Source organism: Streptomyces sp. NPDC051286 (assembly GCF_044455345.1).
Lineage (GTDB): Bacteria > Actinomycetota > Actinomycetes > Streptomycetales > Streptomycetaceae > Streptomyces.
The window spans coordinates 97,406-120,677 of record NZ_JBITER010000011.1; the positions used below are offsets into that span (position 1 = coordinate 97,406).

Here is a 23,272-nt window from a genome sequence, read left to right on the forward strand (position 1 = left end):
GGCGGATCAGCCCAGACCGTCGGCCAGGGCCTTGGCTGCGGCGGCCGCCGACACCTGCCAGAGCGTGGTGACCGGCTCCCAGACCCGGATCCCCCGGGGCATGCCCACGCCGGCCGCTCCGAACGTGACGCCGTAGTGGGCCGGATCCGCCGCCACGCTCACACTGCCGACCACATGCCCCTCGGTGCCCGCCGGATCGGCGGTACGGAGGGCGGCATACGCCCGCTCACCTCGAGAGAGCACGTAGGGGGCGCTCTCGGCAGGCGGCACGGCCTGGGCGGAGCCGTCCAGCCCCGCGAAGGTGATGGTCGGGATCCGGTCGACGACACAGCTGCGACTGCCACGGTTGGTGACAGTGATGCGCACTACGTTCTGCTGACCGCCGGGCGAGGCCTTCACACTGAGGGCCTTCTCCTGGCACACGCCGAGCCGGGAGGCTGCCACAGGGGCGGCGGGCGCGGTACCGACCGCGGCCGTGGCGCCCGTGGCCGCCAGAACCACGGCGGTGGCGGCCGCCAGGACGGTGAAGCCGGAGGCGATGGCGGGGCGCAGACGCATGGTGCTTCTCCCGGGATCTCGACGGCCGGTGATCGCGGCTGGATGGCCGGTGTGTCCCCGCGAACGGCCGGCGCGGACGGACCAGATCAGTATCTGCCGTCCGGTTGCGACCTGCCCGCCATGACGGCTGTGAACCTTCTGCCGGTGAGGCGGGAAGGCGGGAAGGCGGGGAGCCGGGGCGCGGGGACGCGCCCCGCGCCCGGTCGGTCGAGGCGGTTTCCCGCGGCGACCGGACGGAGCCGCGGCCGCACGCGGCGTGCGAGCCGGGTCCGTCAGCGAACCGGCCGCGGCCCTGCGGCGGTACGGCCTGACCGATCCGCTCATGGTGTCGGCCCTCCCCGGCCCGGCAGGACGCCGACGCCGGCCGGGTACGGCTCGCGGCCCGTAACTCGGTCACCGTCCCTGCGAGGGGCTCGTCACTGGGTGAACCGCGGCAGCCACTTGGCCTGATAGTCGGGGTGGCCGGCATCCTCCGCCGCCATCTGCCGGACGACGAATCCGAGCCCGACCGCACGGCCCGAGGGGAAGTCGTGGTGGGGGCGGTCGGTGTCCAGGGCGGCGACCTCCTCGTACTCGTCCAGGAGCACCCTGCTCGTCTCGATGCGGCGGAGCGTGCGCGCGGGATCCTGCAGGGCGATGTGGTCGTCGTAGCCATGCGTCCGCAGGCTGAACGCAATGGCGCCGGTCCGGTCGTGGACCTCGCCCGGCGCCTCGGCGGGGCACCGCCAACGCTCGCCGCCGGCCGCTCGCGCGACTTGTTCCTCCTCGGCCAGGCGAGCCCGGACAAAGGCCACCATGTCGGAGTTGTCAGTCATCGGGTTCCGCATCCTCCACCATCGGGTACGGCCCCGAACCGGCAAGATCACTCGCCGCTCCGGGGCCGGGCTGCTCGTTCAGCACGAGGATGCCGTACGGCGCAACCCGAGGGCACATCGCGCCCGCGCGTGTTCCGCCGTACGGACACGCTCCCCGCCGATTTACGGCCTCCCCCGTCACCGCGCCCGCACGGTGGCCAGCACGTCCCGGTCGGGCTGCAGGGTCAGCGTCGGTACGGGGTTGACGTCACCCGGGTCCACTTCCAGTTCGAACCGGCGCGCGAGTACCGCCAGGATCAGCACCGCCTCGACCATCGCGAACCGCGTACCGAGGCAGACCCGGGGTCCGCCGCCGAACGGGAACCAGGCGTACTCCGCGATGTTGTCGCCGCGGTCGGCGTCCCAGCGCTCCGGGCGGAACGCCTCAGGCTCCGGGAACCACCGCTCGTCGCGGTGCGTCGCCCACTGGCTGGTCCACACTTTCGTGCCCTTCGGCATGTCCACGCCGCCGATCCGCGCCCCGTCCTTGGCGACTCCGGTCACCAGCCAGATCGTCGGGTACAGCCGCAGCGTCTCCTTCACCACCGCCTGGGTGTATGTCAGCCGCGCGTAGTCGTCGAACTCCGGTTCCCGGTCGCCGAGGACACGGTCCAGCTCCTCGGTGAGCGCCGCGCGCGTCTGCGGATTGCGCGCCAGCAGGTACCACGCCCACACCAGCGTGGAACTGGTCGTCTCGTGTCCGCCGATGTACAGGGTGACGGTCTCGTCGCGGATCTCCTCGTCCGTGAGCTGTGCGCCGGTCTCGTCCACTGCGGTCAGCAGCCGGCTCAGCAGGTCGGGACGCTCGCCGTCGCCGTCCCGGTGCCGGGCCACCACCCGGCCCACCTCGGCGTCGATGACCGCGGCCGCCTTCTTGATCCGGGCCCGGCCGGGCGTCGGCACCCAGTCGGGGAGCAGGGCGCCGATGCCGCTGAACTCCTTGCCGATCTCCTGCTGGGCGACATCCATCGCGCGGCCCATCGCCTCGGTGTCCGCCGGAGTGTCCACCCCGAAGATGGTGCGGACCGCGATCTTCTGCGTGAGCGCGGCCATCTCCCGTTTGATGTCGACGCGTTCGCCGCCGGACCAGGTGTCCGCGAGCTCCACGGCGCTGCCCGCCATCGTCGCCGCGTACGACCGCACCTGCTTCGGCCGTACCGAGGGCTGCACCAGCGATCGCTTCCGCCGCCAGTCCGGACCACGCGCGACCACCACGCCGTTGCCCATCACGGTACGGAACGCGATGCCCAGCACCGGCTGGTCGAAGGTGCGTTCCGTCTCGGTGAGCAGCTCGCCTATGCACTCCGGATCGGCTATGAACACACAAGGGCTGGGGCCGAAGCGCCATCGCACCATGTCCCCGTACCCGCGCAGCTGCTCGAAGAACTTCAGCGGGTCCTTCCCGAACTGCGGCAGATTCCCGAGGAAAGGCAGCCCCTTGGGGCCCGGTACGGGCACGTGGCCGCGTGGCTCGGCATCGGCGGCCGGGCCGGTCTCCGTGGACATGAAAAGGTCTCCGCTTCCTGGTGGCGCACCGGCATCCGGTACGCGGCGACGTGGCTGGACTCCGGAGTTCCGACAGGGGCGATGTCCCCATCGGCCTTGCGGAGTACGTGAGTTGTCGAGGGTATCCGGGTCTCGTTACGGAAGTGCGGTCGGAACGGCGGTGCCGCGTACCGGGATCCCGCGTGCTGTTCCGACCCCATATGACGGAGGCGATGGGCGACCGTCCGGACATCGGCGCGCACCGGGCGGCTCGGCCGGGGGAAACGCCGCGGCGCCTTGGCCCCATTTGGTGTGGGGCGAAGGCGCCGCGTATGAGGGCCGGTTCGCGGCCGGGCAGGTCAGACGCCCGGCGGGACCCGGGACGGGCGGCCGTTGCCGCGGGTGAGGGAGTAGCCGAACACGGCCGCGAGCGCACCGAGTACGCCGCCGCCGACGGTCCAGATCCAGCGGTCCGTCCACCAGCCGGAGGCCCAGCCGTCGTCCGGCTCGCTGCCGAGCGAGACCCGGGTCGTGGAGCCGTCGTCGGACGAGGTGCCGTCCGCCGTCTGCTGCGCCGAGGACGCGCCGGGCACCAGGGGCTCGCTCAGCGTGCCGTCGACGTCATGGGCGCCGCCCTGGTCGGCCGCCGTCACCTCGACGGCCGTCTGCACCGGCTGTCCAAGGTCGGCCGACGGGAGGTCGACGACCGTCAGGCGCACGTAGTAGCTGCCCGGCAGCGGGTCGTTCGCCCACGGCTCGGACCAGGCGCGAACGGTCCGCAGGACGCAGGAGAGTTCGACGGTCGACGCGTCGGCGGCCGCCTTCCTGGTCTGGTGGCCGTACACGCAGGCCTGCCGGCGCCGCAGCCCGTCGTACACATCGACCTGCCAGGTCGAGGCGCCGTGCCGGGTGGCGGTCCCGGGCAGGGTGACCGTCGCCTTGACGGTCGCGCGCTCTCCCGCATCGGCCGGGAACACCCAGTACAGGTAGTCACCCGTGGACGCCCCGGCGGTGGCGCGCTGGTTCCGCTGGATCGCCGTCGCGGTACGGAAGGTGGTGCCCGCCTCGGTGGGTCCCGTACCGCCGTCGGAGGCGCTCGGGCTCGGGCTCGCCGAAGGGTCGTCGGCCGCGGCCGACCCCGCCGACGTCAACAGGGCCATCCCGGCCAGCAGGGCACCCGCGAGTACCCGTCGTGTACGCACCATCAGTTGGTCCTCCATACGGCGATGCGCCAGCGCGAGATCCAGCCGAAGAGCAGACCCGCGATCAGTCCGGTCAGGACGAGTACACCCAGGAGCCACCAGCCGCGGCCGAGACCGAACGCGGCGGCATCGGCCGCGTCGTCCGGCGCGTCCACCACGTCGACGGTCAGCTCGACCGGCATGCCCGGTGAGGTCTTCACCGATGCCGGGGCCGAGAAGGAGTTGCTGAGCTGCAGGCAGACGGTCTCCGCGACCGGCTCGTCCCCGCTGTCCGTGCCGTCCTGCTCGGGCTTGGGGTAGCGCAGCCCGGACGAGATCGCATCGGTGCGACCAGTGCCGGACTCCGAACCCCTGACGATCTCGCGGCCGTGTACGGTCACCGCGCGCAGCAGCACGCCGTAGTCGTTGTTGACGGCGCGGTCCGCGGACACGCTCACCGAGGCGCGCAGCTCCTGGCCGGGCAGTACATCCACCCGGTACCAGCGGTGCTCGCCGAACTTCTCGCGGTCGGTGTAGAGACCAGCCTTGAGCTGGGGCGCGGCGGAGCAGCTGTCCGCGCCTTCGGTGGCCACGGGCGTGACGACGGGCTCGGCCGCCCGGTCCACCAGCTGCTTGACCCGGCCGGAGAGTTCATCGGTGTGCTGAACGGCGGTGTAGGTGCCGCCGGTCGCCTCGGCGATGCAGGTCAGCTGCTCGCGGATCTTGGTGTTCGGCACCAGACCCAGCGTGTCGATGACGAGGTGGATGCCACGGGCGGCGATGTCGCGCGCCACCTCGCACGGGTCGAGCGGGCCGCAGGTGTCCTCGCCGTCGCTGATCAGCACGATCCGGCGGGTGGAGTCGCCGCCTTCGAGATCGTCGGCGGCGCCCAGCAGGGCGGGCCCGATCGGGGTCCAGCCGGTGGGGGCCAGCGTCGCGACCGCGGTCTTCGCCTCCACCCGGTCGAGCGGACCGACCGGGTAGAGCTGCTTGGTGTCCTTGCAGCCGACCTTCCGGTCGTTGCCCGGGTAGTCGGCACCGAGGGTCCGGATGCCGAGCTGCACCTGCTCCGGCACCGAGTCCAGGACCTCGTTGAACGCCTGCTTCGCCGCGGTCATCCGGGACTGGCCGTCGATGTCGCGGGTCCGCATGGAACCGCTGACGTCGAGCACCAGCTCGACCTTGGGGGAGGCTTTGGTGGGGGGTTCGTCGGCGGCGGCGGGGAGGGCCGTGCCGAGCCCGGCGGTCAGGGTGGCGAGCAGGATGCCCACCCCGACCGTCAGCCTTTTTCTTATGATCATCGCCGGATACTAGTGAAGATCACATGCCACCCCCAAACCGGTCCGGGGCCGCCGGGATGCCGTTGTCCCGGACCTGCGGGGGTGAGTGACAGTCGGTCAGCGGTTGTTGCAGGATGTGGCGGCGGGGTGGCTACCGGTCCCCGCCGAGCAGAGGTCCGGTGGCCCGCTCCAGCACCGAGTCGACCCGGTTCCAGGTGTCCATGTCCCGTTCCATGGGCGGTAGTTCGGTGTCCGGCTCGGATTCACCGGCCGTATTCCAGCCGGTGGCGATCGTGACGGGGTCCTCTCCGCAATCCGCCGCCGCGGCGAGCGCTGCCGCTCCCAGGGCCACCAGTTCGCCGCTGCCGGGCACGATCACGGGCCGCCCCGACAGCCGTCGTACGGTCTCCACCCAGGTGCGCCCCTGCGCGCCGCCGCCGATCAGGCGCAGCGGGCGGGCGGCGACCTCGGGGTCGGCCGGGTCGAGCCCGCAGGCCCGCAGCAGCTCGTTCAGGGCGCGCAGCACCGTGACGACCGCGCCTTCGTAGGCGGCGCCGAGCAGTTGCTGCGGGGTGGTGTCGTGCCGGAGTCCGGTGAGCAGACCGGAGGCGGTGGGCAGATCGGGGGTCCGCTCGCCGTCGAGATAGGGGAGGAGTACCGCCACGCCGCCGGGCGCCGCGTCGTTGCGGTCCAGGCCGAGCAGGGCGGCTACCTTGTCCACGGCGAGGGTGCAGTTGAGCGTGCAGGCCAGCGGGAGGTACGTACCGTCGGCCGCGGCGAAACCGGACAGCGCCGCCGATGCGGGCCGGGTCCGGGAGGCGGCGAAGACCGTCCCCGAGGTGCCGAGGCTGAGAACGGGGTGGTCGAGGAGTCCGGCACCGCCGAGACCGAGGCCGACGGCGGCACTCATGTTGTCGCCCGTGCCCGCCGCCACGGCGATCCCGGCCGGCAGGCCGAGCGCCTGCGCCGCCTCATCGGTCAGCGAACCGGCGCGGGACGCACCCGTCTCGGCCACTTCGGGCAGCAACGCGGCATCCAGGCCGAGCAGTTCGAGCAGCTCGGGGTCGTACGCGCCGGTGGCGGTGGAGTACCAGCAGGTGCCCGACGCGTCGCCGGGGTCGGTGACGGCCGCACCCGTCAGCCGTTCGGTGAGGAAGTCGTGGGGGAGCCGGATCGCGGCGGTCGCGGCTGCGTTCTCCGGGTCGTTCTCACGCAGCCACTGCCACTTTGACGCGGTCATCGCAGCCACCGGTACCGATCCGGTGCGGGCCGTCCAGGCGTCCGCACCGCCCAGCGCGGTGGTGAGGGCAGCGGCCTGCGGCGCGGAGCGGGTGTCGTTCCACAGCAGGGCCGGGCGCAGCGGGCGGCCCGTACGGTCGAGGACGACCAGGCCGTGCTGCTGACCGGCGACCGCGATGCCGGTGACGGCCGCGGCGGGCACGCCGGACTCCTTCAGGCCGGCGGCGACGGCGGTGCGCAGCGCCTGCCACCACACCGCGGGGTCGGTCTCGCGGGCCCCCGCCTCGCCCGTGACGACGTGCGGGGCGCGTCCGACGGCGAGCAGCTGACCGGTTGCGGCGTCGACGAAGGCCGCCTTGGTGGACTGGGTGGAGCTGTCCACACCGATGACGACGGTACGCGGCGGCATTGGGGATACCTCATTCTCGCGGCGCGGGGGCCACGGTGGGTGGGAGGGCTGGCGCGATCCATTTGATCGTACGGAAAACAAATTACGCGATCGAGTCAGCCCGGAACAGGGGTCACTCTCGACACCCCGTGGTGGGGGGTTTACCTCTCCGCTGGGCGACGTGCATGATTAGTCATGACACTGAACAAATAGGGATTCGGCGGCCTCCACCGGCCGTGGACCCGACGGCACCGAAGGTGGTCAGGCAATGACGGAACGCTTCAAGCCCACCCCGGGGGACAAGTTCACCTTCGGCCTGTGGACCGTGGGCTGGCAGGGGCGCGACCCATTCGGCGACGCGACCCGCGCGGCGATCGACCCCGTCGAGACCGTGCAGCGCCTGGCCGGGCTGGGTGCGTATGGGGTGACCTTCCACGACGACGACCTGATCCCGTTCGGCTCGTCGGACACCGAGCGCGAGAGCATCGTGAAGCGGTTCCGGCAGACGCTGGACGCGGCCGGGCTCGTCGTGCCCATGGCGACGACGAACCTCTTCACCCACCCCGTCTTCAAGGACGGTGGGTTCACCGCCAACGACCGGGACGTACGCCGGTACGCGCTGCGCAAGACCCTCCGTAACATCGACCTCGCCGTCGAGCTGGGCGCCGCCACCTATGTGGCGTGGGGCGGCCGCGAAGGCGCCGAGTCGGGCGGGGCGAAGGACATCCGGGTCGCTCTCGACCGGATGAAGGAGGCCTTCGACCTGCTCGGGGACTACGTCGTCGCGCAGGGCTACGACCTGAAGTTCGCCATCGAGCCCAAGCCGAACGAGCCGCGCGGCGACATCCTGCTGCCGACCATCGGCCACGCCCTCGCCTTCATCGAGCGCCTGGAGCGCCCGGAACTCGTCGGCGTCAACCCGGAGGCCGGCCACGAGCAGATGGCCGGGCTGAACTTCCCGCACGGCATCGCGCAGGCCATCTGGGCGGGCAAGCTCTTCCACATCGACCTCAACGGCCAGTCCGGCATCAAGTACGACCAGGACCTGCGCTTCGGCGCCGGTGACCTGCGCCAGGCGTTCTGGCTCGTCGACCTGCTGGAGACCGCCGGTTACCAGGGTCCGCGCCACTTCGACTTCAAGCCGCCGCGGACCGAGGACTACGACGGTGTCTGGGCGTCGGCCGCGGGCTGCATGCGCAACTACCTCATCCTCAAGGAGCGCGCCGCCGCCTTCCGCGCCGACCCGGCGGTCCAGGAGGCGCTCCGCTCGTCCCGGCTCGACGAGCTGGCCCGGCCGACGGCCGAGGACGGCGTGGCGGGGCTGCTGGCCGACCGCTCGGCATTCGAGGACTTCGATGTGAACGCGGCGGCCGGGCGCGGCATGGCGTTCGAGGTGCTGGACCAGCTGGCGATGGACCACCTTCTCGGGGTCCGCTGACAGCACGGGCGGATGCTGCCGGGCCGTACCTGTGTCCGGCAGGTCCGCTCCCGCGTTGGGGTCCGGGTCGTACCTGTGTCAGGCGGGTGCGGCCCGGCGTTGGAGTCCGGGCCGTACCTGTGTCAGGCGGGTGCGGCCCGGCGTTGGGGTCCGGGTCGTACCTGTGTCAGGCGGGTGCGGCCCGGTTCCGGTTTCAGCCCACCACCCGCGCCGCGTACGCCACCGGGTCGGTCAGTACGTCCTGCATCACCAGCGCCGCCGCACCCCGTGCCGCGTCGCCCGCGACCGACGAGGCGCGCAGCCGGCCGCCGCGCGGGGACCACAGCCCGGACACCACCCGGCCCGTCAGCTCCTCGTCGACGGATGGCGACAGCCACGGCATCAGGCCCCGGTATATCCCGCCGAGCACCACGGCGTCCGGGTCGAGCAGATTCACCGCCCCGGACAGCACCCGCCCCAGCATCCGGCCCGCCTCCACCACGGCGGCCACGGCCCGCTCGTCCCCGGCCCGGGCGCGTTGTTCCAGCTCGGCCACCGCGATGCCGCTGCCGGTCTCCTCGATCCCGGCCGCCCGGAGCAGCGCCGCCTGTCCCGCGTACTGCTCCAGACAGCCGCGCGACCCGCACCGGCACTCCGGCCCCTCCGCGTCCACCACCACATGCCCGATCTCACCGGCGAACCCGTGTGCACCGCGCAGCAGTTCACCGTCGATGACCAGGGCGCCACCGACGCCGATCTCGCCCGTCAGATACAGAAAGCTGCGGATCTCGTCGAGCCCGCCGAACCAGAGCTCGGCCAGTGCCGCCAGATTGGCCTCGTTCTCCGAACTCACCGGCAGTTCCGGTTGGCCGGGGCGCAGTGCGGCGAGTGACGCGGCGAAGAGTTCCTCCGCCGGGACCTGATTCCAGCCCAGGTTGGGCGCCTGGCGCACCGTGCCGCCGGACACCAGTCCGGGCAGCGCCAGGGCCACCCCGACCGGGAACAGCTCCTGCTCGGCCGCCGAATCCAGGGTGCGGGCCGCGATCCGGGCCGCCCGGGCCAGCACCTCGGCGGGCGGAGCACCCCGGTTGTCGAGGTGTTCCGTCAGCCGGACCCGGCCGGTGCCCGCCAGGTCCACGACACAGACCGACACGTAGTCGATGTTGACCTCGACGCCGAGCCCGGCGGGGCCCGTGCGCGCCACCTTGAGCGCGGTGCCGGGGCGCCCGGCCTGCCCGCTGAACGTCTTGCCGGACTCGGTGAGGAACCCACTCTCGAGCAGCTGCTCGACCAGCGAGGACACGGCGGCACGGGTCAGCCCCACGCGTGCGGCCACCCCGGCCCTGGTCGCCTCGCGCTCGCCCTCGTCGCGGACGGCCCGAAGCACCAGGCTGAGGTTGCTCCGTCGCACGGTGTCCTTGTCGGCCTTGGGGCCCAGCGTCGTGAGGTTGCTCTTCATGTCGCTGCTGAGCCTATGCGATTGCGCACGTCAGTACGGTCTGGAGCGGGCGCCGGCTCCCCTCGCAGCATGCAGCGGAACCCGCCGTGGCCGAGGTGCGGGGTGCGGGGTGCGACCCCGTGGTGACACCGGGTGTGGTCGCCGACGTGCCGTTCGCCGCAGCGACGCATTCACGCTCGACGCCAGCCCCGCAGACGGAAACGTTGCCCCGTTGGGTCCACAGCCGGTCGTCGTCCGCCGGACCGTGTCAACCGGGGCGTGGTGGCCGCGTACGCAAGGTACGGGACCACCACGCCCCGGCCTGCCGGCTCATGCCGTGACGACGCGCTCCCTCAGCATGCCGGCCATCAGCCTGATCTCCGCCTGCTGGCCCAGGACCATGCCGCCGCCGGATTTCTGATCTCTTCCGTGCCCGCCGCGTCGGTCCGCCGCCTGCGCCATCTCCGCACCGGCCCGGTGGTGCACGGCCATCAGCCGGAGGAAGTGCACCTCGGCGTCTTTGCCCTTCGCCGCCCGCAGCGCGTCCTTTAACGAGTGCGGGGATGCCATTTATGGGACGAGTGGGGCGTGCTCTGTCGGATCGGCGGGATAGTGTGCCCCGGTGACAACGCACTCGAACGCATCTGCGGGCTGGTATCCGGATCCGCACGGCGCGCCCCAATTGCTCCGCTACTGGGACGGTTCCCAGTGGACCGAGCACACGAACCAGGCCGGCGGACAGCAGCCCCAGGCTCCCGCTCAGCCCCAGGCGCCCGCGCAGGCTCCCGCTCAGGTCCAGGTGCCCCACCAGCAGGCGGCCCTCCAGCATCAGCAGGCCGTCCCTCAGCAGCAGGGTGCGGTTCCCGGCGGCGCCACGCTCTTCAATCAGCAGGTCCTGGTCGTGAACCAGAAGGCCAAGCTGATCGAGCTGACGAACGAGTACAGCGTCTTCGATCAGCAGGGCAACACGATCGGCTCGGTCGTCCAGGTCGGCCAGAGCGCGCTGCGCAAGGTGCTGCGGTTCGTCTCCAGTGTCGATCAGTTTCTGACTCACAAGCTGGAGATCCGTGACGCGTACGGGCAGCCGCAGCTGCTGCTGACCCGGCCGGCGAAGGCCATCAAGTCCCGGGTCATCGTGCAGCGCCCGGACGGGCAGCCGGTCGGCGAGATCGTGCAGCAGAACTTCATGGGCAAGATCAACTTTGCCATCATGGTGGACGGTCAGCAGGTCGGTGCCATCAAGGCGGAGAACTGGCGCGCCTGGAACTTCGCGATCGTCGACCACAACGACGCTGAGATCGCCCGGATCACCAAGACCTGGGAAGGCCTCGCGAAGACGATGTTCACGACGGCGGACAACTACGTGCTGCAGATCCACTACCAGCTGCCCGAACCGCTGCTCAGCCTCGTCGTGGCGACGGCCCTGACCGTGGACACGGCCCTGAAGCAGGACGCCCGCGGCCTCGGCTGACGGGATCCTGTCGCACGCAGCAGCCTGCGCCCCCGTACGTTCGCGTACGGGGGCGCAGGCGTGTACGCATGGCGTCGGACGGTGCTGCCCCGCGTCGATGTCCCGGTGGGAGGGTGGCGGGCAGGCCGTACCTGACGCAGCCCCACATGCTGCCCGGACGTCTCTCGGGTGCCGCGCAGCCCGAACTCGGCCGGTCGCGGACGATCTGCTCCCGGGGCCGTGGCAGTGCACCGCCGCCTCGCCGCGGCTCCGTTCAAGGAGCCGCCGTTCCCGCTCGCTGCAGGCTCTTGCGGCTGAGCGCTCCTCCGGTGCCTCGCTGCACGCGCGCCTGGAGGCAACCCTGGATCGGAATCGGCAACTCACAGAAGAGAATCAGCGTCTGCGTCGGCAGCTCGCTCACCCGCTCGGTGACCAGCGGGCATTCGCACGCACAAGTGATGGTGGCCAGCCCTGATTCCCCGTCATCCGTAGCAGCGGTACCTGTGTGAACGCGCCCCACGCTTAACATTCCTAGAGGGTCTAGGATATACCTAATCCACCTAGGATTTTGAGGAGGGCGCATGGCGCGGGCGGGGCTGACAGCGGAGCGAGTGACGATCGCGGGCGCTGAACTGGCGGATGAGGTCGGGCTCGACCACGTGACCATGTCACGGGTGGCGCGGCGGCTCGGAGTGAAGGACGCGAGCCTCTACACGCACGTCCGAAGCCTGGAGGACCTGCGCGGACGGATCGCGCTTCTGGCGGCGGACGAGAAGACCATCCGTATCGCAGAGGCAACTGCCGGGCGAGCGGGCAAGGACGCGCTGGTCGCGTTTGCCAACGCCTGGCGGGAGTACGCCCACACGCATCCGGGCCGCTACATGGCGACGCAGACCCCGATCCAGATCGACCCTGAACTGGCCGCAAAAGCGCCCGGACCACGGCGTGCGGTCGAGCTGACCTACGGCATGCTCCGCGGCTACGGACTGGCCGAGCCCGACCTGACCGACGCGGTCCGGTTGCTGCGCAGCACGTTCCACGGGTTCGTCGCCCTGGAAGCCGCGGGCGGGTTCGCGCACGAGCGTTCGCCGCAGCACTCCTGGGTTCGCGCCCTCGACGCCCTGCACACCCTCCTGGAGCACTGGCCCCCGTCCCCAGAAGGAGACTCCTGATGACCGACCCGACCATCGGCAGCCTGCGCGTGAACGGCGCGACCCTGCACTACGAAGTGCGCGGCCAGGGTCCGCTCCTACTGCTGATCCCCGGCGGGACGGGCGGCGCGGCCTCCTTCTGCGGCATCGCCGACGGCCTGGCCACCGAATACACCGTCGCGACCTACGACCCGCGCGGCATGTCCCGCAGCACACTGGACGATCCCGAGGCCGAGCAGCGAGTGGCCGAGCACGCCGATGACGCTTTCCGGATGCTGGAACTGCTGTCGCCCGATGAGCCCGCCCGGGTGTTCGGCGCCAGCTCGGGCGCGATCGCCGCCCTGCATCTGCTCACCACCCATCCCCAACGCCTCGAACGTGTCGTGGCGCACGAGCCGCCGGTAGTGGAGGTCCTGCCGGACGCCGCCGAACACCGCGCGCTCATCGCGCGCGTGGAGGCAACGTTCCACACTCAGGGGCTCATGCCGGCGATGGCCGTATTCGCTGCGGGTCTGAAGAAGGACGTCGACACCACCGAGCCGAAGGCCGAGATCAAGCTTCCGCCGCAAGCGGCGGCACGGGCCGAGCGGACGATGGGCGACCTGCCCTACTTCGTCGAGCGCATCGTGCCCAGCTTCATGTCCTACTCCCCAGACCTCCAACGGCTGGAGGCGCTATCGGACCGGCTCGTGCTCGCCTGCGGCCAGGACTCACGCGGCGAGCTGCCCTACCGTCCGGCCGCTTTCCTGGCCGAGCGTCTCGGCACGGAACTCCAGCACTTTCCAGGCGGGCACACCGGCCTGACCACGCACCCGGCCGAGTTCGGCGAACGCCTTTGCAAGGCCTTCCGCGCCTAGACCCAATGCCGCTGTTTTAAGTCGTGGCCTTGGGCTTTCGCTCGGTCGGGGCGGTCTTGGATGCGGGAACGAGTAGCGGCATTGGGCCTAGACCGGCGGCGGGCTCGGGCGGTCCTTCGGCTCGTCGAGGGCGCGGAGCACGCGCGCCGGGTTGCCGACGGCGATCACGTCCGGCGGCAGATCGCGGGTGACGACGGACCCCGCGCCGACCACGGTGTTCGCGCCGATGGTGACGCCGGGGCAGACGATGACTCCGCCGCCCAGCCACACGTTGTCGCCGATGGTGATCGGCCGCGCCGCCTCCCATTTGGCGCGGCGCTGCTCGGGGTCCAATGGGTGGGTCGGCGTGAGCAGCTGGACGTTCGGCCCGATCTGCACGTCCTCGCCGATGCGGATGGGCGCGACGTCCAGCATCACGGCGCCGCAGTTCACGAACGTCCGCGCCCCGATGCTGATGTACCGCCCGTAGTCGACGTGGAGCGGCGGCCGCACGACGACGTCCTCGCCGACCTCGCCGATCAGTTCGCGCAGCAGGGCGTGGCGGGCGGGCAGGTCGGTGACGCTGCCCGCGTTGTACCGCTCGCCGAGGTCGGCGGCGCGCAACGCGTCCGCCTCCAGCTCCGGATCGTCCGCGAGGTAGAGGTCACCGGCGAGCATCCGCTCCTTGTGGCTGCGGTTCTCGGGGCGCGGCCAGTCCCGCACCTCCCGCACCGCGCCCGCTGGCAACGGCCCGTACAGATGCGGGAACTCCTCCCCGCGCGGTCCCACCGGCTCCACCCGCACCGGCGCCGCGAGCCGGTCCGCGTCGACGACGAGCACGACCAGCTCACCGGGCGCCGGCTCCGTGCCGTAGAGCAGTTCGGCGACGGCGCGCAGCTGGTGCGGGAAGGAGAGGTGAATGAACCCGACCTCCTGGAGCGTCTTGCCCCGGGTCGACATCTCGTACGTGCCGGAGGCCTGGGCGCTCTCCCACAGGGCGCGCTCGGTGATGTGCAGCAGCTCGATCATGGGCCCAACCTACGGGCCGGGCCGCGCCAACGGTTCCTGAGGTAGCGGCGGACGATCACACCGTTCTTGAAGGAGCGGCTCTCCTCCAGGGCGAAATCCTTCATGGCGTACGCCCCGCCGCTGAACATCGGCATCCCCGCGCCGAAGATCACCGGGTAGGTCTTGAGCACGAGTTCGTCGATCTCGTCGACGAGCGCCCCGGCGAGCTCCGCGCCCCCGCACAGCCAGATGTCCGCCGGCTCGTCCTCCACCTTCAACTCGCGGATCTTGCCGACGTCGTCGCGGATCAGCTCCACGTTCGGGTGCGGGGACTCGGTGAGGCTGCGCGTCAGGACGTACTCGCGCAGATGCCCGTACGGGCTGGTGAGGCCGGCGTCGACGGCGACCTGGTAGCTGCGGCGGCCGTGGATCACGGTGTCGAACCGCTGGCGGGGCCGGACCCGAGCGGACGACTAGGGCGTGTTTCGAAAGTCCCGCCTGCCGGGCGGCCTACGGGCGGACGACGCTACTTTCGAATCACGCCCTAGACGCGGAAGATGTGTACCACATGAGGGGTGTCCGCCAGGGTGTGCGGGGCCAGGGCGTGGTATGCCCAGACGTGGACCCAGGCGTTGCCCGTGCGCAGGGTGAGCACCGCCTTCATCATGCCCGGGGCGAAATAGGTGAGAAGCAGGAAGGCCCCCGACAGCAGCGCGCCTTCGAGCGAGCCGAACCGCGTCCAGGCGTCCCACAGGTGGAAGGCGGCGTAGGCGAGGCCGCCCGCGACCGCGGTGGCGGCGGTCGAGCCGGTGAGCTTGAGCACGCGGGGGAGCAGGATCGCGTAGATGAAGATCATGGCGGGGAGCACCGCGCCGGCGAGGTAGAGCGTGAAGGTGAGCGGCAGGCCCACGAGCAGTCGGCGGCCGCCCAGTTCGAGGGTCTCGGGTTCGAGCACCAGGTACTGCACCGCCGACTCGACGACCAGCACGGCGGCGACCAGGACGGTGTCGGCCCTGCGGTCGGCTGAGCGCAGGCAGAGCTGTTCGGTGGTATAGCGACGGCGGAAGTAGAGCAGAGGTAGGAGGGCGTACACGATCACGTTGTAGAGGGCCCAGGTGACGGCCTCGGTCGGGGTGACGTGTTCATGGGTGCCGTAGAGCGTGCCGGCGAGGTGAAAACCGAAGGGGTGCCAGCCGAGAGAGCGGGCGAGAACGTATCCGAAGGCGAGTCCGGCCGCTCCGTAGGCCAGCAACAGGAGGGTTTCGCGCAGCGCCTGGGCGCGCTCGGGAGTGCGGGCCGCGAGGTCGGGCCGGGGCCGTCGGCGGGTGAGCAGACCGACGAAGGCGATCAGCAGCAGAACCTCGACGAGACCGGCATTGGCTTCCAGGAGGTGGTCCGCAGTCTTCTGCCCGGTGCTGGATGCCCAGGTAAAGGGCAGTCGGTCTCCTGCAACGGCGACGACGAGCGCGTTGACGGCCAGCCAGCCGATGGCGGCTGCCCATAGAGCCCGCGAGCGCAGCAAGGGCTTGTGGTGGGCCGAGTCGGATTCAGGGGCGGTGGTGGGGCGGGTGAGCCGCATGGGAACCTCCGCGATTTATTTAGCACGACCGTGCTATGAAGCGTCCGGGTCGAATGTAACACGACTGTGCTATAAAAGGTCCATGCCTAAGGTGGTCGATCCTCGGATCCGTCGCAGAGAGCTGGCTGAAGCGGTATGGCGGGTGGTCCGGCGCGACGGCCTGGAGCACGCCTCGGTCCGCAACGTGGCCCGGGAGGCAAGACTCTCGATGGGCTCACTGAGGCACTACTTCGCGAGCCAGTCCGAGCTGATGACCTTCGCGCTGCGGATGGTCATCGACGGGATCGAGCAGCGGGTGGCGGCACTGCCCTCGGACGGCGACCCGCAGCAGCGTGCCGCGCGTGTACTCGCGGAGTTGCTGCCGCTGGACGACCAGCGGCGAGCGGAGAACGAGGTGTGGCTGGCCTTCACCGCCCGCGCCATGACGGACCCCGAGCTGCGGGCCCTGCGCGACGAGGGGTACGACATGCTCCGCGCGGGCTGCCGCGGACTCGTAGCCGGCCTCATCGGTCCCGGCCGCGACCCGGAGCGGGAGGCCGCCCGGCTGCACGCCCTGCTGGACGGACTCGCCGTGCACGCCGCCATGCGCCCGGACGTCGACACCCCCAACGCGCTGCGCACCGTTATTGCCGATCACCTGGCCGAGCTGCGAGCTGCACGGACCACTGACGCGCCGACGCGATCCTAGTGCCGTGACCGGCAATGTTTGCCCCATGAGGAGCGTCGTCCAGGGCGTGCATCGCAAGGCGGCCGGAAGTCCTCGGATGGGGTCTCCCCTGCTCGAACGAAGCTGAGAGCTTGGGGAAGGAGCTGGAGGTCGGCGATCCGGCCGACTTCGTACATCTCGCCTCCGGTTCGCTACCGGAGGCCGTGGTGGACCGGCCGTCCCGGCCATGGTGGTACGGGCCGGGACGGCCCGTCGCCCGCGACGGCCGACTGGTCTGAGACGGTCAGTTCGGCAGAGAGGCGTCCGGCCCGTCGGTCTCCTGTACCTCCGCCAGGACCCGGCGGGCCACCGCGAAAGCCGAATTCGCGGCAGGCACACCGCAGTAGACCCCGGTCTGCAGCAGTGCCGCGCCTATCTCCTCCGGCGTCAGACCGTTGCGCAGCGCCGCCCGGACGTGCATCGCCAGTTCGTCGTGGTGCCCGTGCGCGACGAGCGCCGTGAGTGTGATCAGGCTGCGCTCACGGCGCGACAGGGTGGGGTCGGTCCAGATCTCACCCCAGGCGTACCGGGTGATGAAATCCTGGAAACGGGCGGTGAATCCGTTCGTGCCGGCCTGCGCCCGGTCCACATGCGCATCGCCGAGCACCTCCCGCCGCACCGCCATGCCACTGCGGCCGTTCCCGTTCGCACCGAAGTGGCCGCGCAGTGCCACCCGTACCGCCTCAGGGTTCTCGGCGGGCGCCAGATGCGAGGTCGCCGCAAGCTCGGTGAGCGTGGCGTCGGGGATCGCGTCGGCGAGTTCCCGTGCGTGTGCGGGGGGTGTCGCCGGGTCCTCGCGCCCCGCGATCACCAGTGTCGTCGCTCGGACCTCCGAGAGGCGGGGCCGCAGATCGTACGCCGCGAACGCGTCGCAACAGGCGGCGTACGAGGAAGGGTCGGTGGCCCGGAGATCGTCGAGCAGTTCCGGCGCGGTGAATCGTGGTGTGAACCAGCGTGCCGCGGCCCCGGCCGCGACCGGTGCGAGCCCGTCCCGCCGGACCAGCGCCGCCCGCTCATGCCACGGCCCGGGCTCGCCGAAGTGCGCGGAGGAGCAGACGACGGCGAGCCGGTCGATGCGCTCCGGGTGGTGGACGGCGAGCCAGAGGCCGACCGCGCCGCCCAGCGAAACTCCCGCGTACGAGAACCGGTCCAGGCACAGCGAGTCGGCCAACGCCACCACCAGTGCGGCAAGATCGGCGACTGTCGCGCCCGGCCAGATCAGGTCCGCGGCCGATCCGCCGTGTCCGGGCAGATCCCACCGTACGACCCGGTGGGCGGCGGAGAGGTCGGGCGCGACGGCGTCCCAGAGCCCGGCCGAGGTACCCAGCGAGGGTCCGAGCAGTAGCGGGGGAGCGGTGGCCGGGCCCTCCGTACGGTGATGCAGAAGGCGGTCGGACGCAGTCATCGGCGGTCCAGTGCGCGGTCGGTGAGGGGGCCCGCGGATCCGGTGTACCGGGCGGGGTCGGTCAGTTCGGCCAGATCGAGACCGGCGAGCTCCGGCTCCTCGTCCAGGACGTCGAAGAGCACATCGGAGAGGTCGGTCGTCTCGGACCGGGCCCGGTCCGCCGCGCCTGCCAGGACGTCCTTGGCGCGGGCCCGGCCGATGCGTTCGGCGAAGGCGGCGGCCAGCCGCTCCGAGACGATCAGACCGTCGGTGAGGTGGAGGTTCTCCAGCATGACGTATGGGACGATCCGCAGCCCCGCCGCGAGTTCGGCGCCGTCCCGCGCGGCGCCGCCTACGAGCCGCAGAAGATCGCGCAGCGGCTCCCACTCGGCGTGCCACGCCCCGGCGGGCCGCTCGTCCTCGGCGGCCAGAGAGCCGTACAGCGTGGCCGCCAGGCCGGGCGCCCGTCGGGCGGCGGCGGCGATCAGCGTCGCGCGCACGGGATTCGCCTTGTGCGGAATGGCGGACGAACCGCCGACCTGGCCCTCCTCGACCTCGCCGATCTCGGTACGGGACAGCGTGAGCACATCGGCCGCTGTCTTGCCGAGCGCGCCCGCGGTGAAGGCGAGCGCCCCGGCGAGATCGGCGACCGGGGTGCGCAGGGTGTGCCAGGGCAACACCGGTTCCGCCAGGCCGAGTTCGCGTGCGTACGCGGCGACGAGGGCGAGTGCGTCCGCGCTCTTCTCCTCGAAGGAGAAGGCAGAGAAGGCGGCCAGGGTTCCCGCCGCACCCCCGAGTTGGGCGGGGAGGGAATCCCGTACGGAAGCCAGCCGGTCCCGCGCGTCTAGGATCAGCGCACGCCACCCGGCGGCCTTGAGCCCGAATGTGGTCGGCACGGCGTGTTGCGTGAGCGTACGGCCCGCCATCGGTGTGTCGCGGTGCGTGGCGGCGTGCCGCGCCAGCTCGTCCGCCACCCGCACCAGATCGTCGAGCACCCCGGCCAGTGTGCGTGAGGCGACGAGCATCGCCGCAGTGTCCAGGATGTCCTGGCTGGTCGCACCCCGGTGCACATACGGCCGCACCTCCTCGGGCACCGCTGCCGTGAGGTCGGCGACCAGGGGGATGACAGGGTTGCCGCCGGGGCGAGCCCGGAGCGCCAGGTCCCGGATGTCGAAGCGGTCGGCGTCCGCCGCCTGAGTCACTGCTCGTCCGGCGTTCGCCGGGGCGAGCCCGCATGCGGACTGGGCGCGGGTCAGCGCCGCCTCGGCGTCGAGCATCGCCTGCAGGACGGCACGGTCGCCGGTGCTGGTCTCGGCGGGGGAGCCGGCCCGCCCGGGGGCGAGCAGACCGGCATCGCTCTCGTACGTCACGTGAACTCCAGGAAGACCGTTTCGCCGGCGCCCTGCAGGCGGATGTCGAACCGGTGGGTGCGCCGGTCCGTGGGCGTCGCGATCAGTGTGGCCCGACGTTCCGCGTCCAGCGACTCCAGCAACGGGTCGCCGGCCGGTACGGCGCCGTCCGCGGCCCGCAGGTAGATCCGGGTGTACAGGTGGTGGAGCAGCCCGCGGGCGAAGACGGCGACCGAGAGGTACGGGACACCGCCCGGCGGCAGGGTCCATACCGCCCACCGGCCGTCGGCGTCGGTCGGGACGCGGCCGAAGCCGGTGAATCCGACGCCGTCGCGGCCGACGACCCGGCCGGTGACCGGGTCGTGCCGCAGTGAGCCGGGGCGGCCGATGCGCGAGCCGTCGGGGCGGGCTGCCAGATCTCGATCAGCGCGTCGGGGACGGGGTCACCGTTGCCGTCGAGCACCAGCCCGTGCACGGTGATCGTGTCCGGATGGCCGAGCGGGGCGATGTCGCCGCCACCGGCGAACGGCAGCGCGTACCCGTAGAACGGGCCGAGGGCCTGGGACGGGGTCGGGGCGTGGGTCGTCAGTGGTGGCCTTCCTCGATCCAGGTGGCGGACGGTCCGTCGAGAATGATGTCCTCCGGCATGCCCGGGGACAGCCCTTAGCTCCTCTTACGGCCTGATCCACTCTCTCTCGTGCACCAGGCCGTTAGCCCTCGTCGCCTGCCTGGTGGATCCCGAACACCGCTCCCTGCGGGTCGCGGACCACCGCGATCTGCCGGCCGCCCGGGAGGGTCGTCGGCGGCATCATCAGTTCACCGCCCGCACCCTGCGCGGTGGCAGCGGTCGCGTCGACGTCCGTCACCGCGAAATAGGGCAGCCAGTTCGGCGGCGCCTCGGGCGGGAGCGTGTCGTCGCTCGCCAGCAGACCGCCGAAGTCAGCGCCGTCGACACCCCACTGGGGGTAGGTCTTCGACGCGGTGACCGTCCAGCCGAAGACCGCCGGGTAGAAGGCGAGTGCGGGATCGGCCTCGCGGGTGACGAGTTCGACCCAGCCCAGCGAGCCCGGAGCGTTCAGCAGCTCGGCGCCCGCGAAGGCGCGGCCCTGCCACAGCGAGAACACCGCGCCGGACGGGTCCGCGGCGACCGCGAATCTCCCTTGGTCGAAGACGTCCATCGGGGCGACCAGCAGTGAGCCGCCCGCCGATGCCACCTTCTCCACCGTGGCGTCCATGTCCTCGGTGGCGAACGAAACCGTCCAGGCTGGTGGCCGGCCCGGCTGGTAGACCGGGCTGAGGGCGGCGACGCGCGCAGCTCCGAGGTGGGCCATCGTGTAGCCGCCGGCCTCCTCGCGCGGATCGGTCTCGGACCGCCAGCCGAAGAGCGCCGCGTAGAACGATGCGGCCGCCGGGACGTCCGAGGCGCTCAGCTCGATCCAGCAGGGACCGCCGGGCACCGGTTCGGAGAGCTTCATTCCGTTCCCTCTGTTTCTTTTCCGGGGACGCGCGTGTGTGCGGGTCTCCTCGCAACGTACGACCGGCCGTGAAAGACGGCCATCCGGGCGACGGCCCGTGATACGGAGAAGTATTTTACAGGTGTAATACCTGCTAAAGTGTTTGGGTGAGTGATATGACCATGCGAACCCGGCAGCCCTCCGTCCGCAGACTCCCGCTGGCCCCCGCCCTGCGCCTGGCCCGCCCCTCGGACATGTGGTTCAAGCCGGCGCTGAGCGTGGTGGTCGCCTCCGCCGTGCCGGACCTGGTGCTCTTCGCCTTCGATCGGCTCGACCTCGTCATGTACGCGATGGCCGGTTCGCTCTGTGCGATGTACGGCCACAACCTCCCGTACGCCCGCCGCGCCCGTGCCGTCGCCGGAGTCGTCCTCGGCATGCTCGTCGGCCTTGCGATCTCGCTGGTCACGGCCTCGCTCACCGACTCGACGACCGTACTGATCGCCGTCGGCGCGCTCCTCGCGGCCGGGCAGAAGGCGCTCTGTGATGCCACCCGTATCGGGCCTCCCGGGCATGTGATCTTCACGTTCGTCACCTCGGCCGCCCTCTTCGCCCCGCAGCACCTCGGCCAGGTTCCCGGGCACCTCGCGCTTACCGTGGCGGCGGGCGCGCTCGCCTGGCTGGTCACCGTCAGTCCCGCCCTGATCCGCCGGGAGGGCCCGGAGCGCCGCGCCACGGCCCGCGCGCTGAACGCCGCCGCCGCGTACGCCTCCGACCCGGGACACCGCACCCGGCACTCCGCGGCCGCCGCCGTGCACGCCGGCTGGCAGACGCTGCTCGCCTCCGGGCGCCCCACCCCCGTACGCCGGGCGCTGGAACGGCTCCTCGTGCACGCCGAGGCCGCCCTCGCCGAAGCTGCTCTCGGGTCCCGCACCGCCGACCCCGACCGACTGCGTGCCTGGGCGGATCAGACCCGGGCCCGCGGACCCGTCCCCACCCCGCCGCCCGCCCCCGGCACCGCTGAGGAGCTCTTCGGGATCGACGCCGAACGCGCCGCCCGGGGGACCGGCAGCCGCCGCGACGCCCGCCGGACACTGCTGCGCGCGCTCGCCCCCGGCTCCCCGCTGCTGCCCATCGCCGCCCGTACCCTCGTCGGCTGTGCCCTCGCCGGATACGTCTCCATGGCTCTCGGCGTGGGCCGCCCGTACTGGGCGATCGTCACCGCGGCCTCCATCTACCAGGCCAACGTCACGCTCTCCTGGAACCGAGCCCTGCAGCGCACCCTCGGCAACCTCATCGGCGTGCTCGTCTTCGCCGCCGTCCTCCCCGTCACCCGGACGGGGCCGCTGGCGCTCATCGGCTGCTGCCTCTTCTCCAGCTTCGCCGCCGAGGCACTGATCACCCGCAACTACTGGCTCGGCTCCATCGCCGTGACCCCGCTGGCCCTCCTCGTCATCGAGTTCGGCGGCACCCATCCGGCCGGTGAACTCATCGGTGACCGGGTTCTGGACACCGTCATCGGCGCCGCCGTCGGACTGCTCGCCGCCATGGCCGTCACCAACCGGCGGGCCGCCGGGCGCCTGGAACAGGCCCTTGCCGCCACCGACCGGGCCCGCGCCCACGCCGCACGGACCCTGGCCGCCCCGGCACCCGCACCCGCCGCACTCGACGCCGCGCGCCGCGCGCTGACAGGATCGCTCGTCGAGCTGCGCGAGGCGGGCGACACCGCGGCGGGCGAATGGTGGCAGCGCGCCCTGCCCGAGGAGCGGGTCCTCGCGGCGGAGCAGGCCGGACACCGTACGCTCGCGGCGACAGCAACACGGCAGGGGCTGATCGTCCCCGCCCAGGAGAACGGAGCGGTGTGACCGACGACATCGTCGCCTCGGTGGTACGGCAGTGGCAGGCCGTCAACCCGGAGCTGGACACCGGACCGATGGAACTCATCGGGCGCATCAACCGCTGCGCCGCCCTGCTCCAGCAGGCGGAGGACGCCCCGCTGCGCTCCGCCGGACTGAGCCGCGCCGAGTTCGACCTGCTCGGCGCGGTGCGCCGTACCAACCGTGAACTCACCCCCGGTGAACTGGCCAGGGAGACGTTCTCCTCCGGCGCCGCCGTCACCAAACGCCTCCGGGGCCTCCAGGAGCGCGGCCTGGTCGACCGCCGCAGCGACGCCCGGGACCGTCGCGTCGCACACGTCCGTCTCACCGACGAGGGGCGCGCCCTGGTCGATCAGCTGGTGCCCCGGCAACTGGCGTACGAACGCACCGTGCTGTCCGGTCTCGACGAACGGACCCGTGGCGAACTCAGCTCTCAGCTAAGCGAGTTGCTGGTCCAGCTGGAGGGACGCCTCGGCGGGGCCCGGCGCTGAACCGCGCATCGGACCCCGCTCCGCGCGGGTGGACGACGGCCGTCGGACGGCCTGCCCGGGCCGCCGGCGCCCGCGGGTGCGCGGCTGGGATCAGCGCACACATCACCGCGTCGGTCGGCGTGAACTCGTTCACCGCCGACGCCGCGTCGG

At 71.7% G+C, this 23,272-nt stretch carries 21 protein-coding genes and 3 pseudogenes; 8 read left to right on the plus strand and 16 right to left on the minus strand.

Annotation, left to right across the window (positions count from 1 at the left end; genetic code table 11):
- Window positions 1–6: 6 nt before the first annotated feature.
- The 6 genes from ACIBB8_RS14040 to xylB all read right to left on the minus strand — a co-directional run bounded on the left by ACIBB8_RS14040 (window position 7) and on the right by xylB (window position 7,006).
- Window positions 7–558, minus strand: a complete 552-nt coding sequence (locus ACIBB8_RS14040; RefSeq protein ID WP_398951758.1) for a DUF4232 domain-containing protein — start codon at window positions 556–558, stop codon at window positions 7–9.
- Between the two features lie 416 nt (window positions 559–974).
- Window positions 975–1,373 (minus strand): DUF6221 family protein, encoded by a 399-nt coding sequence (locus ACIBB8_RS14045; RefSeq protein WP_398951760.1) that lies wholly within the window; start codon window positions 1,371–1,373, stop codon window positions 975–977.
- A gap of 177 nt (window positions 1,374–1,550) precedes the next feature.
- Complete coding sequence (locus ACIBB8_RS14050) at window positions 1,551–2,918, minus strand: cytochrome P450 (protein ID WP_398951762.1); 1,368 nt, start codon at window positions 2,916–2,918, stop codon at window positions 1,551–1,553.
- 338 nt (window positions 2,919–3,256) lie between these two features.
- Window positions 3,257–4,102, minus strand: a complete 846-nt coding sequence (locus tag ACIBB8_RS14055; protein WP_398951764.1) for a hypothetical protein — start codon at window positions 4,100–4,102, stop codon at window positions 3,257–3,259.
- Window positions 4,102–5,379, minus strand: coding sequence for a VWA domain-containing protein (locus tag ACIBB8_RS14060; protein ID WP_398951766.1), 1,278 nt, complete (start codon window positions 5,377–5,379; stop codon window positions 4,102–4,104). Before ACIBB8_RS14060 ends, ACIBB8_RS14055 begins: the two co-directional genes overlap by 1 nt.
- A 130-nt stretch (window positions 5,380–5,509) precedes the next feature.
- Window positions 5,510–7,006 carry a xylulokinase gene (gene xylB, locus ACIBB8_RS14065; protein ID WP_398951768.1) on the minus strand — a complete coding sequence of 499 codons (1,497 nt, stop codon included), beginning with the start codon at window positions 7,004–7,006 and terminating at the stop codon, window positions 5,510–5,512.
- A 247-nt stretch (window positions 7,007–7,253) separates the two neighbouring features.
- On the opposite strand from xylB, the gene xylA reads away from it, so the two are divergent.
- The gene (xylA, locus tag ACIBB8_RS14070; RefSeq protein ID WP_398951770.1) at window positions 7,254–8,423 is read left to right on the plus strand and encodes a xylose isomerase; all 1,170 of its coding nucleotides are present in this window, start codon (window positions 7,254–7,256) and stop codon (window positions 8,421–8,423) included.
- A gap of 193 nt (window positions 8,424–8,616) precedes the next feature.
- Here xylA and ACIBB8_RS14075 read toward each other — a convergent pair whose 3' ends face one another.
- Both ACIBB8_RS14075 and ACIBB8_RS14080 read right to left on the minus strand, forming a co-directional pair.
- Window positions 8,617–9,861, minus strand: coding sequence for an ROK family protein (locus tag ACIBB8_RS14075; protein WP_398951773.1), 1,245 nt, complete (start codon window positions 9,859–9,861; stop codon window positions 8,617–8,619).
- Window positions 9,862–10,170: 309 nt separating this feature from the next.
- Window positions 10,171–10,410, minus strand: a complete 240-nt coding sequence (locus tag ACIBB8_RS14080; RefSeq protein WP_398951775.1) for a DUF305 domain-containing protein — start codon at window positions 10,408–10,410, stop codon at window positions 10,171–10,173.
- 52 nt (window positions 10,411–10,462) lie between these two features.
- Here ACIBB8_RS14080 and ACIBB8_RS14085 point away from each other — a divergent pair, with 52 nt between their 5' ends.
- From ACIBB8_RS14085 to ACIBB8_RS14095, 3 genes are all read left to right on the plus strand, one after another.
- Window positions 10,463–11,311 carry a phospholipid scramblase-related protein gene (locus ACIBB8_RS14085; RefSeq protein WP_398951777.1) on the plus strand — a complete coding sequence of 283 codons (849 nt, stop codon included), beginning with the start codon at window positions 10,463–10,465 and terminating at the stop codon, window positions 11,309–11,311.
- A gap of 560 nt (window positions 11,312–11,871) precedes the next feature.
- Window positions 11,872–12,462 (plus strand): TetR/AcrR family transcriptional regulator, encoded by a 591-nt coding sequence (locus ACIBB8_RS14090; protein ID WP_398951779.1) that lies wholly within the window; start codon window positions 11,872–11,874, stop codon window positions 12,460–12,462.
- Window positions 12,462–13,298 (plus strand): alpha/beta fold hydrolase, encoded by an 837-nt coding sequence (locus tag ACIBB8_RS14095; RefSeq protein WP_398951781.1) that lies wholly within the window; start codon window positions 12,462–12,464, stop codon window positions 13,296–13,298. The genes ACIBB8_RS14090 and ACIBB8_RS14095 overlap by 1 nt, the downstream gene beginning before the upstream one ends.
- An 87-nt stretch (window positions 13,299–13,385) precedes the next feature.
- On the opposite strand, the gene ACIBB8_RS14100 is transcribed toward ACIBB8_RS14095, so the two are convergent.
- The 4 genes and pseudogenes from ACIBB8_RS14100 to ACIBB8_RS14115 all read right to left on the minus strand — a co-directional run bounded on the left by ACIBB8_RS14100 (window position 13,386) and on the right by ACIBB8_RS14115 (window position 15,864).
- Window positions 13,386–13,955 (minus strand): sugar O-acetyltransferase, encoded by a 570-nt coding sequence (locus ACIBB8_RS14100; protein WP_398951960.1) that lies wholly within the window; start codon window positions 13,953–13,955, stop codon window positions 13,386–13,388.
- A 33-nt stretch (window positions 13,956–13,988) separates the two neighbouring features.
- Window positions 13,989–14,306, minus strand: a pseudogene (locus tag ACIBB8_RS14105) (DUF952 domain-containing protein); the annotation flags it as partial.
- Window positions 14,303–14,734 (minus strand): annotated as a pseudogene (locus ACIBB8_RS14110) (dihydrofolate reductase family protein); the annotation flags it as partial. The pseudogenes ACIBB8_RS14110 and ACIBB8_RS14105, both read right to left, overlap by 4 nt.
- Window positions 14,735–14,829: 95 nt before the next feature.
- Window positions 14,830–15,864, minus strand: a complete 1,035-nt coding sequence (locus ACIBB8_RS14115) for a hypothetical protein (RefSeq protein WP_398951975.1) — start codon at window positions 15,862–15,864, stop codon at window positions 14,830–14,832.
- An 82-nt stretch (window positions 15,865–15,946) separates the two neighbouring features.
- On the opposite strand from ACIBB8_RS14115, the gene ACIBB8_RS14120 reads away from it, so the two are divergent.
- Together ACIBB8_RS14120 and ACIBB8_RS14125 are read left to right on the plus strand one after the other, a co-directional pair.
- Window positions 15,947–16,552, plus strand: coding sequence for a TetR/AcrR family transcriptional regulator (locus ACIBB8_RS14120; protein ID WP_398951783.1), 606 nt, complete (start codon window positions 15,947–15,949; stop codon window positions 16,550–16,552).
- A gap of 110 nt (window positions 16,553–16,662) precedes the next feature.
- Window positions 16,663–16,809 carry a hypothetical protein gene (locus tag ACIBB8_RS14125; RefSeq protein ID WP_398951785.1) on the plus strand — a complete coding sequence of 49 codons (147 nt, stop codon included), beginning with the start codon at window positions 16,663–16,665 and terminating at the stop codon, window positions 16,807–16,809.
- A gap of 5 nt (window positions 16,810–16,814) precedes the next feature.
- Here ACIBB8_RS14125 and pcaC read toward each other — a convergent pair whose 3' ends face one another.
- The 4 genes and pseudogenes from pcaC to ACIBB8_RS14145 all read right to left on the minus strand — a co-directional run bounded on the left by pcaC (window position 16,815) and on the right by ACIBB8_RS14145 (window position 20,778).
- Window positions 16,815–17,975, minus strand: coding sequence for a 4-carboxymuconolactone decarboxylase (gene pcaC / locus ACIBB8_RS14130; protein WP_398951787.1), 1,161 nt, complete (start codon window positions 17,973–17,975; stop codon window positions 16,815–16,817).
- Window positions 17,972–19,324, minus strand: a complete 1,353-nt coding sequence (gene pcaB / locus ACIBB8_RS14135; protein ID WP_398951790.1) for a 3-carboxy-cis,cis-muconate cycloisomerase — start codon at window positions 19,322–19,324, stop codon at window positions 17,972–17,974. Before pcaB ends, pcaC begins: the two co-directional genes overlap by 4 nt.
- Window positions 19,321–19,892: pseudogene (gene pcaG, locus ACIBB8_RS14140) on the minus strand (protocatechuate 3,4-dioxygenase subunit alpha). The gene pcaB and the pseudogene pcaG overlap by 4 nt, the downstream one beginning before the upstream one ends.
- Before the next feature lie 121 nt (window positions 19,893–20,013).
- Complete coding sequence (locus ACIBB8_RS14145) at window positions 20,014–20,778, minus strand: VOC family protein (RefSeq protein WP_398951792.1); 765 nt, start codon at window positions 20,776–20,778, stop codon at window positions 20,014–20,016.
- A 161-nt stretch (window positions 20,779–20,939) separates the two neighbouring features.
- Between ACIBB8_RS14145 and ACIBB8_RS14150 the strand changes: the two genes are divergently transcribed.
- Together ACIBB8_RS14150 and ACIBB8_RS14155 are read left to right on the plus strand one after the other, a co-directional pair.
- Window positions 20,940–22,619: an FUSC family protein gene (locus ACIBB8_RS14150; protein WP_398951963.1), complete on the plus strand. Its 1,680-nt coding sequence runs from the start codon at window positions 20,940–20,942 to the stop codon at window positions 22,617–22,619.
- Complete coding sequence (locus ACIBB8_RS14155; RefSeq protein ID WP_398951794.1) at window positions 22,616–23,122, plus strand: MarR family winged helix-turn-helix transcriptional regulator; 507 nt, start codon at window positions 22,616–22,618, stop codon at window positions 23,120–23,122. The genes ACIBB8_RS14150 and ACIBB8_RS14155 overlap by 4 nt, the downstream gene beginning before the upstream one ends.
- The last annotated feature ends 150 nt before the right edge of the window (window positions 23,123–23,272 follow it).

Coding starts and splice junctions, on each gene's coding strand:
- ACIBB8_RS14040 (WP_398951758.1), bottom strand. CDS start 558: ATGCGTCTGCGCCCCGCCATCGCCTCCGGCTTCACCGTCCTGGCGGCC.
- ACIBB8_RS14045 (WP_398951760.1), bottom strand. CDS start 1,373: ATGACTGACAACTCCGACATGGTGGCCTTTGTCCGGGCTCGCCTGGCC.
- ACIBB8_RS14050 (WP_398951762.1), bottom strand. CDS start 2,918: ATGTCCACGGAGACCGGCCCGGCCGCCGATGCCGAGCCACGCGGCCAC.
- ACIBB8_RS14055 (WP_398951764.1), bottom strand. CDS start 4,102: ATGGTGCGTACACGACGGGTACTCGCGGGTGCCCTGCTGGCCGGGATG.
- ACIBB8_RS14060 (WP_398951766.1), bottom strand. CDS start 5,379: ATGATCATAAGAAAAAGGCTGACGGTCGGGGTGGGCATCCTGCTCGCC.
- xylB (WP_398951768.1), bottom strand. CDS start 7,006: ATGCCGCCGCGTACCGTCGTCATCGGTGTGGACAGCTCCACCCAGTCC.
- xylA (WP_398951770.1), top strand. CDS start 7,254: ATGACGGAACGCTTCAAGCCCACCCCGGGGGACAAGTTCACCTTCGGC.
- ACIBB8_RS14075 (WP_398951773.1), bottom strand. CDS start 9,861: ATGAAGAGCAACCTCACGACGCTGGGCCCCAAGGCCGACAAGGACACC.
- ACIBB8_RS14080 (WP_398951775.1), bottom strand. CDS start 10,410: ATGGCATCCCCGCACTCGTTAAAGGACGCGCTGCGGGCGGCGAAGGGC.
- ACIBB8_RS14090 (WP_398951779.1), top strand. CDS start 11,872: ATGGCGCGGGCGGGGCTGACAGCGGAGCGAGTGACGATCGCGGGCGCT.
- ACIBB8_RS14095 (WP_398951781.1), top strand. CDS start 12,462: ATGACCGACCCGACCATCGGCAGCCTGCGCGTGAACGGCGCGACCCTG.
- ACIBB8_RS14100 (WP_398951960.1), bottom strand. CDS start 13,955: ATGCTCGCCGGTGACCTCTACCTCGCGGACGATCCGGAGCTGGAGGCG.
- ACIBB8_RS14115 (WP_398951975.1), bottom strand. CDS start 15,864: ATGCGGCTCACCCGCCCCACCACCGCCCCTGAATCCGACTCGGCCCAC.
- ACIBB8_RS14120 (WP_398951783.1), top strand. CDS start 15,947: ATGCCTAAGGTGGTCGATCCTCGGATCCGTCGCAGAGAGCTGGCTGAA.
- pcaC (WP_398951787.1), bottom strand. CDS start 17,975: ATGACTGCGTCCGACCGCCTTCTGCATCACCGTACGGAGGGCCCGGCC.
- ACIBB8_RS14145 (WP_398951792.1), bottom strand. CDS start 20,778: ATGAAGCTCTCCGAACCGGTGCCCGGCGGTCCCTGCTGGATCGAGCTG.
- ACIBB8_RS14150 (WP_398951963.1), top strand. CDS start 20,940: ATGCGAACCCGGCAGCCCTCCGTCCGCAGACTCCCGCTGGCCCCCGCC.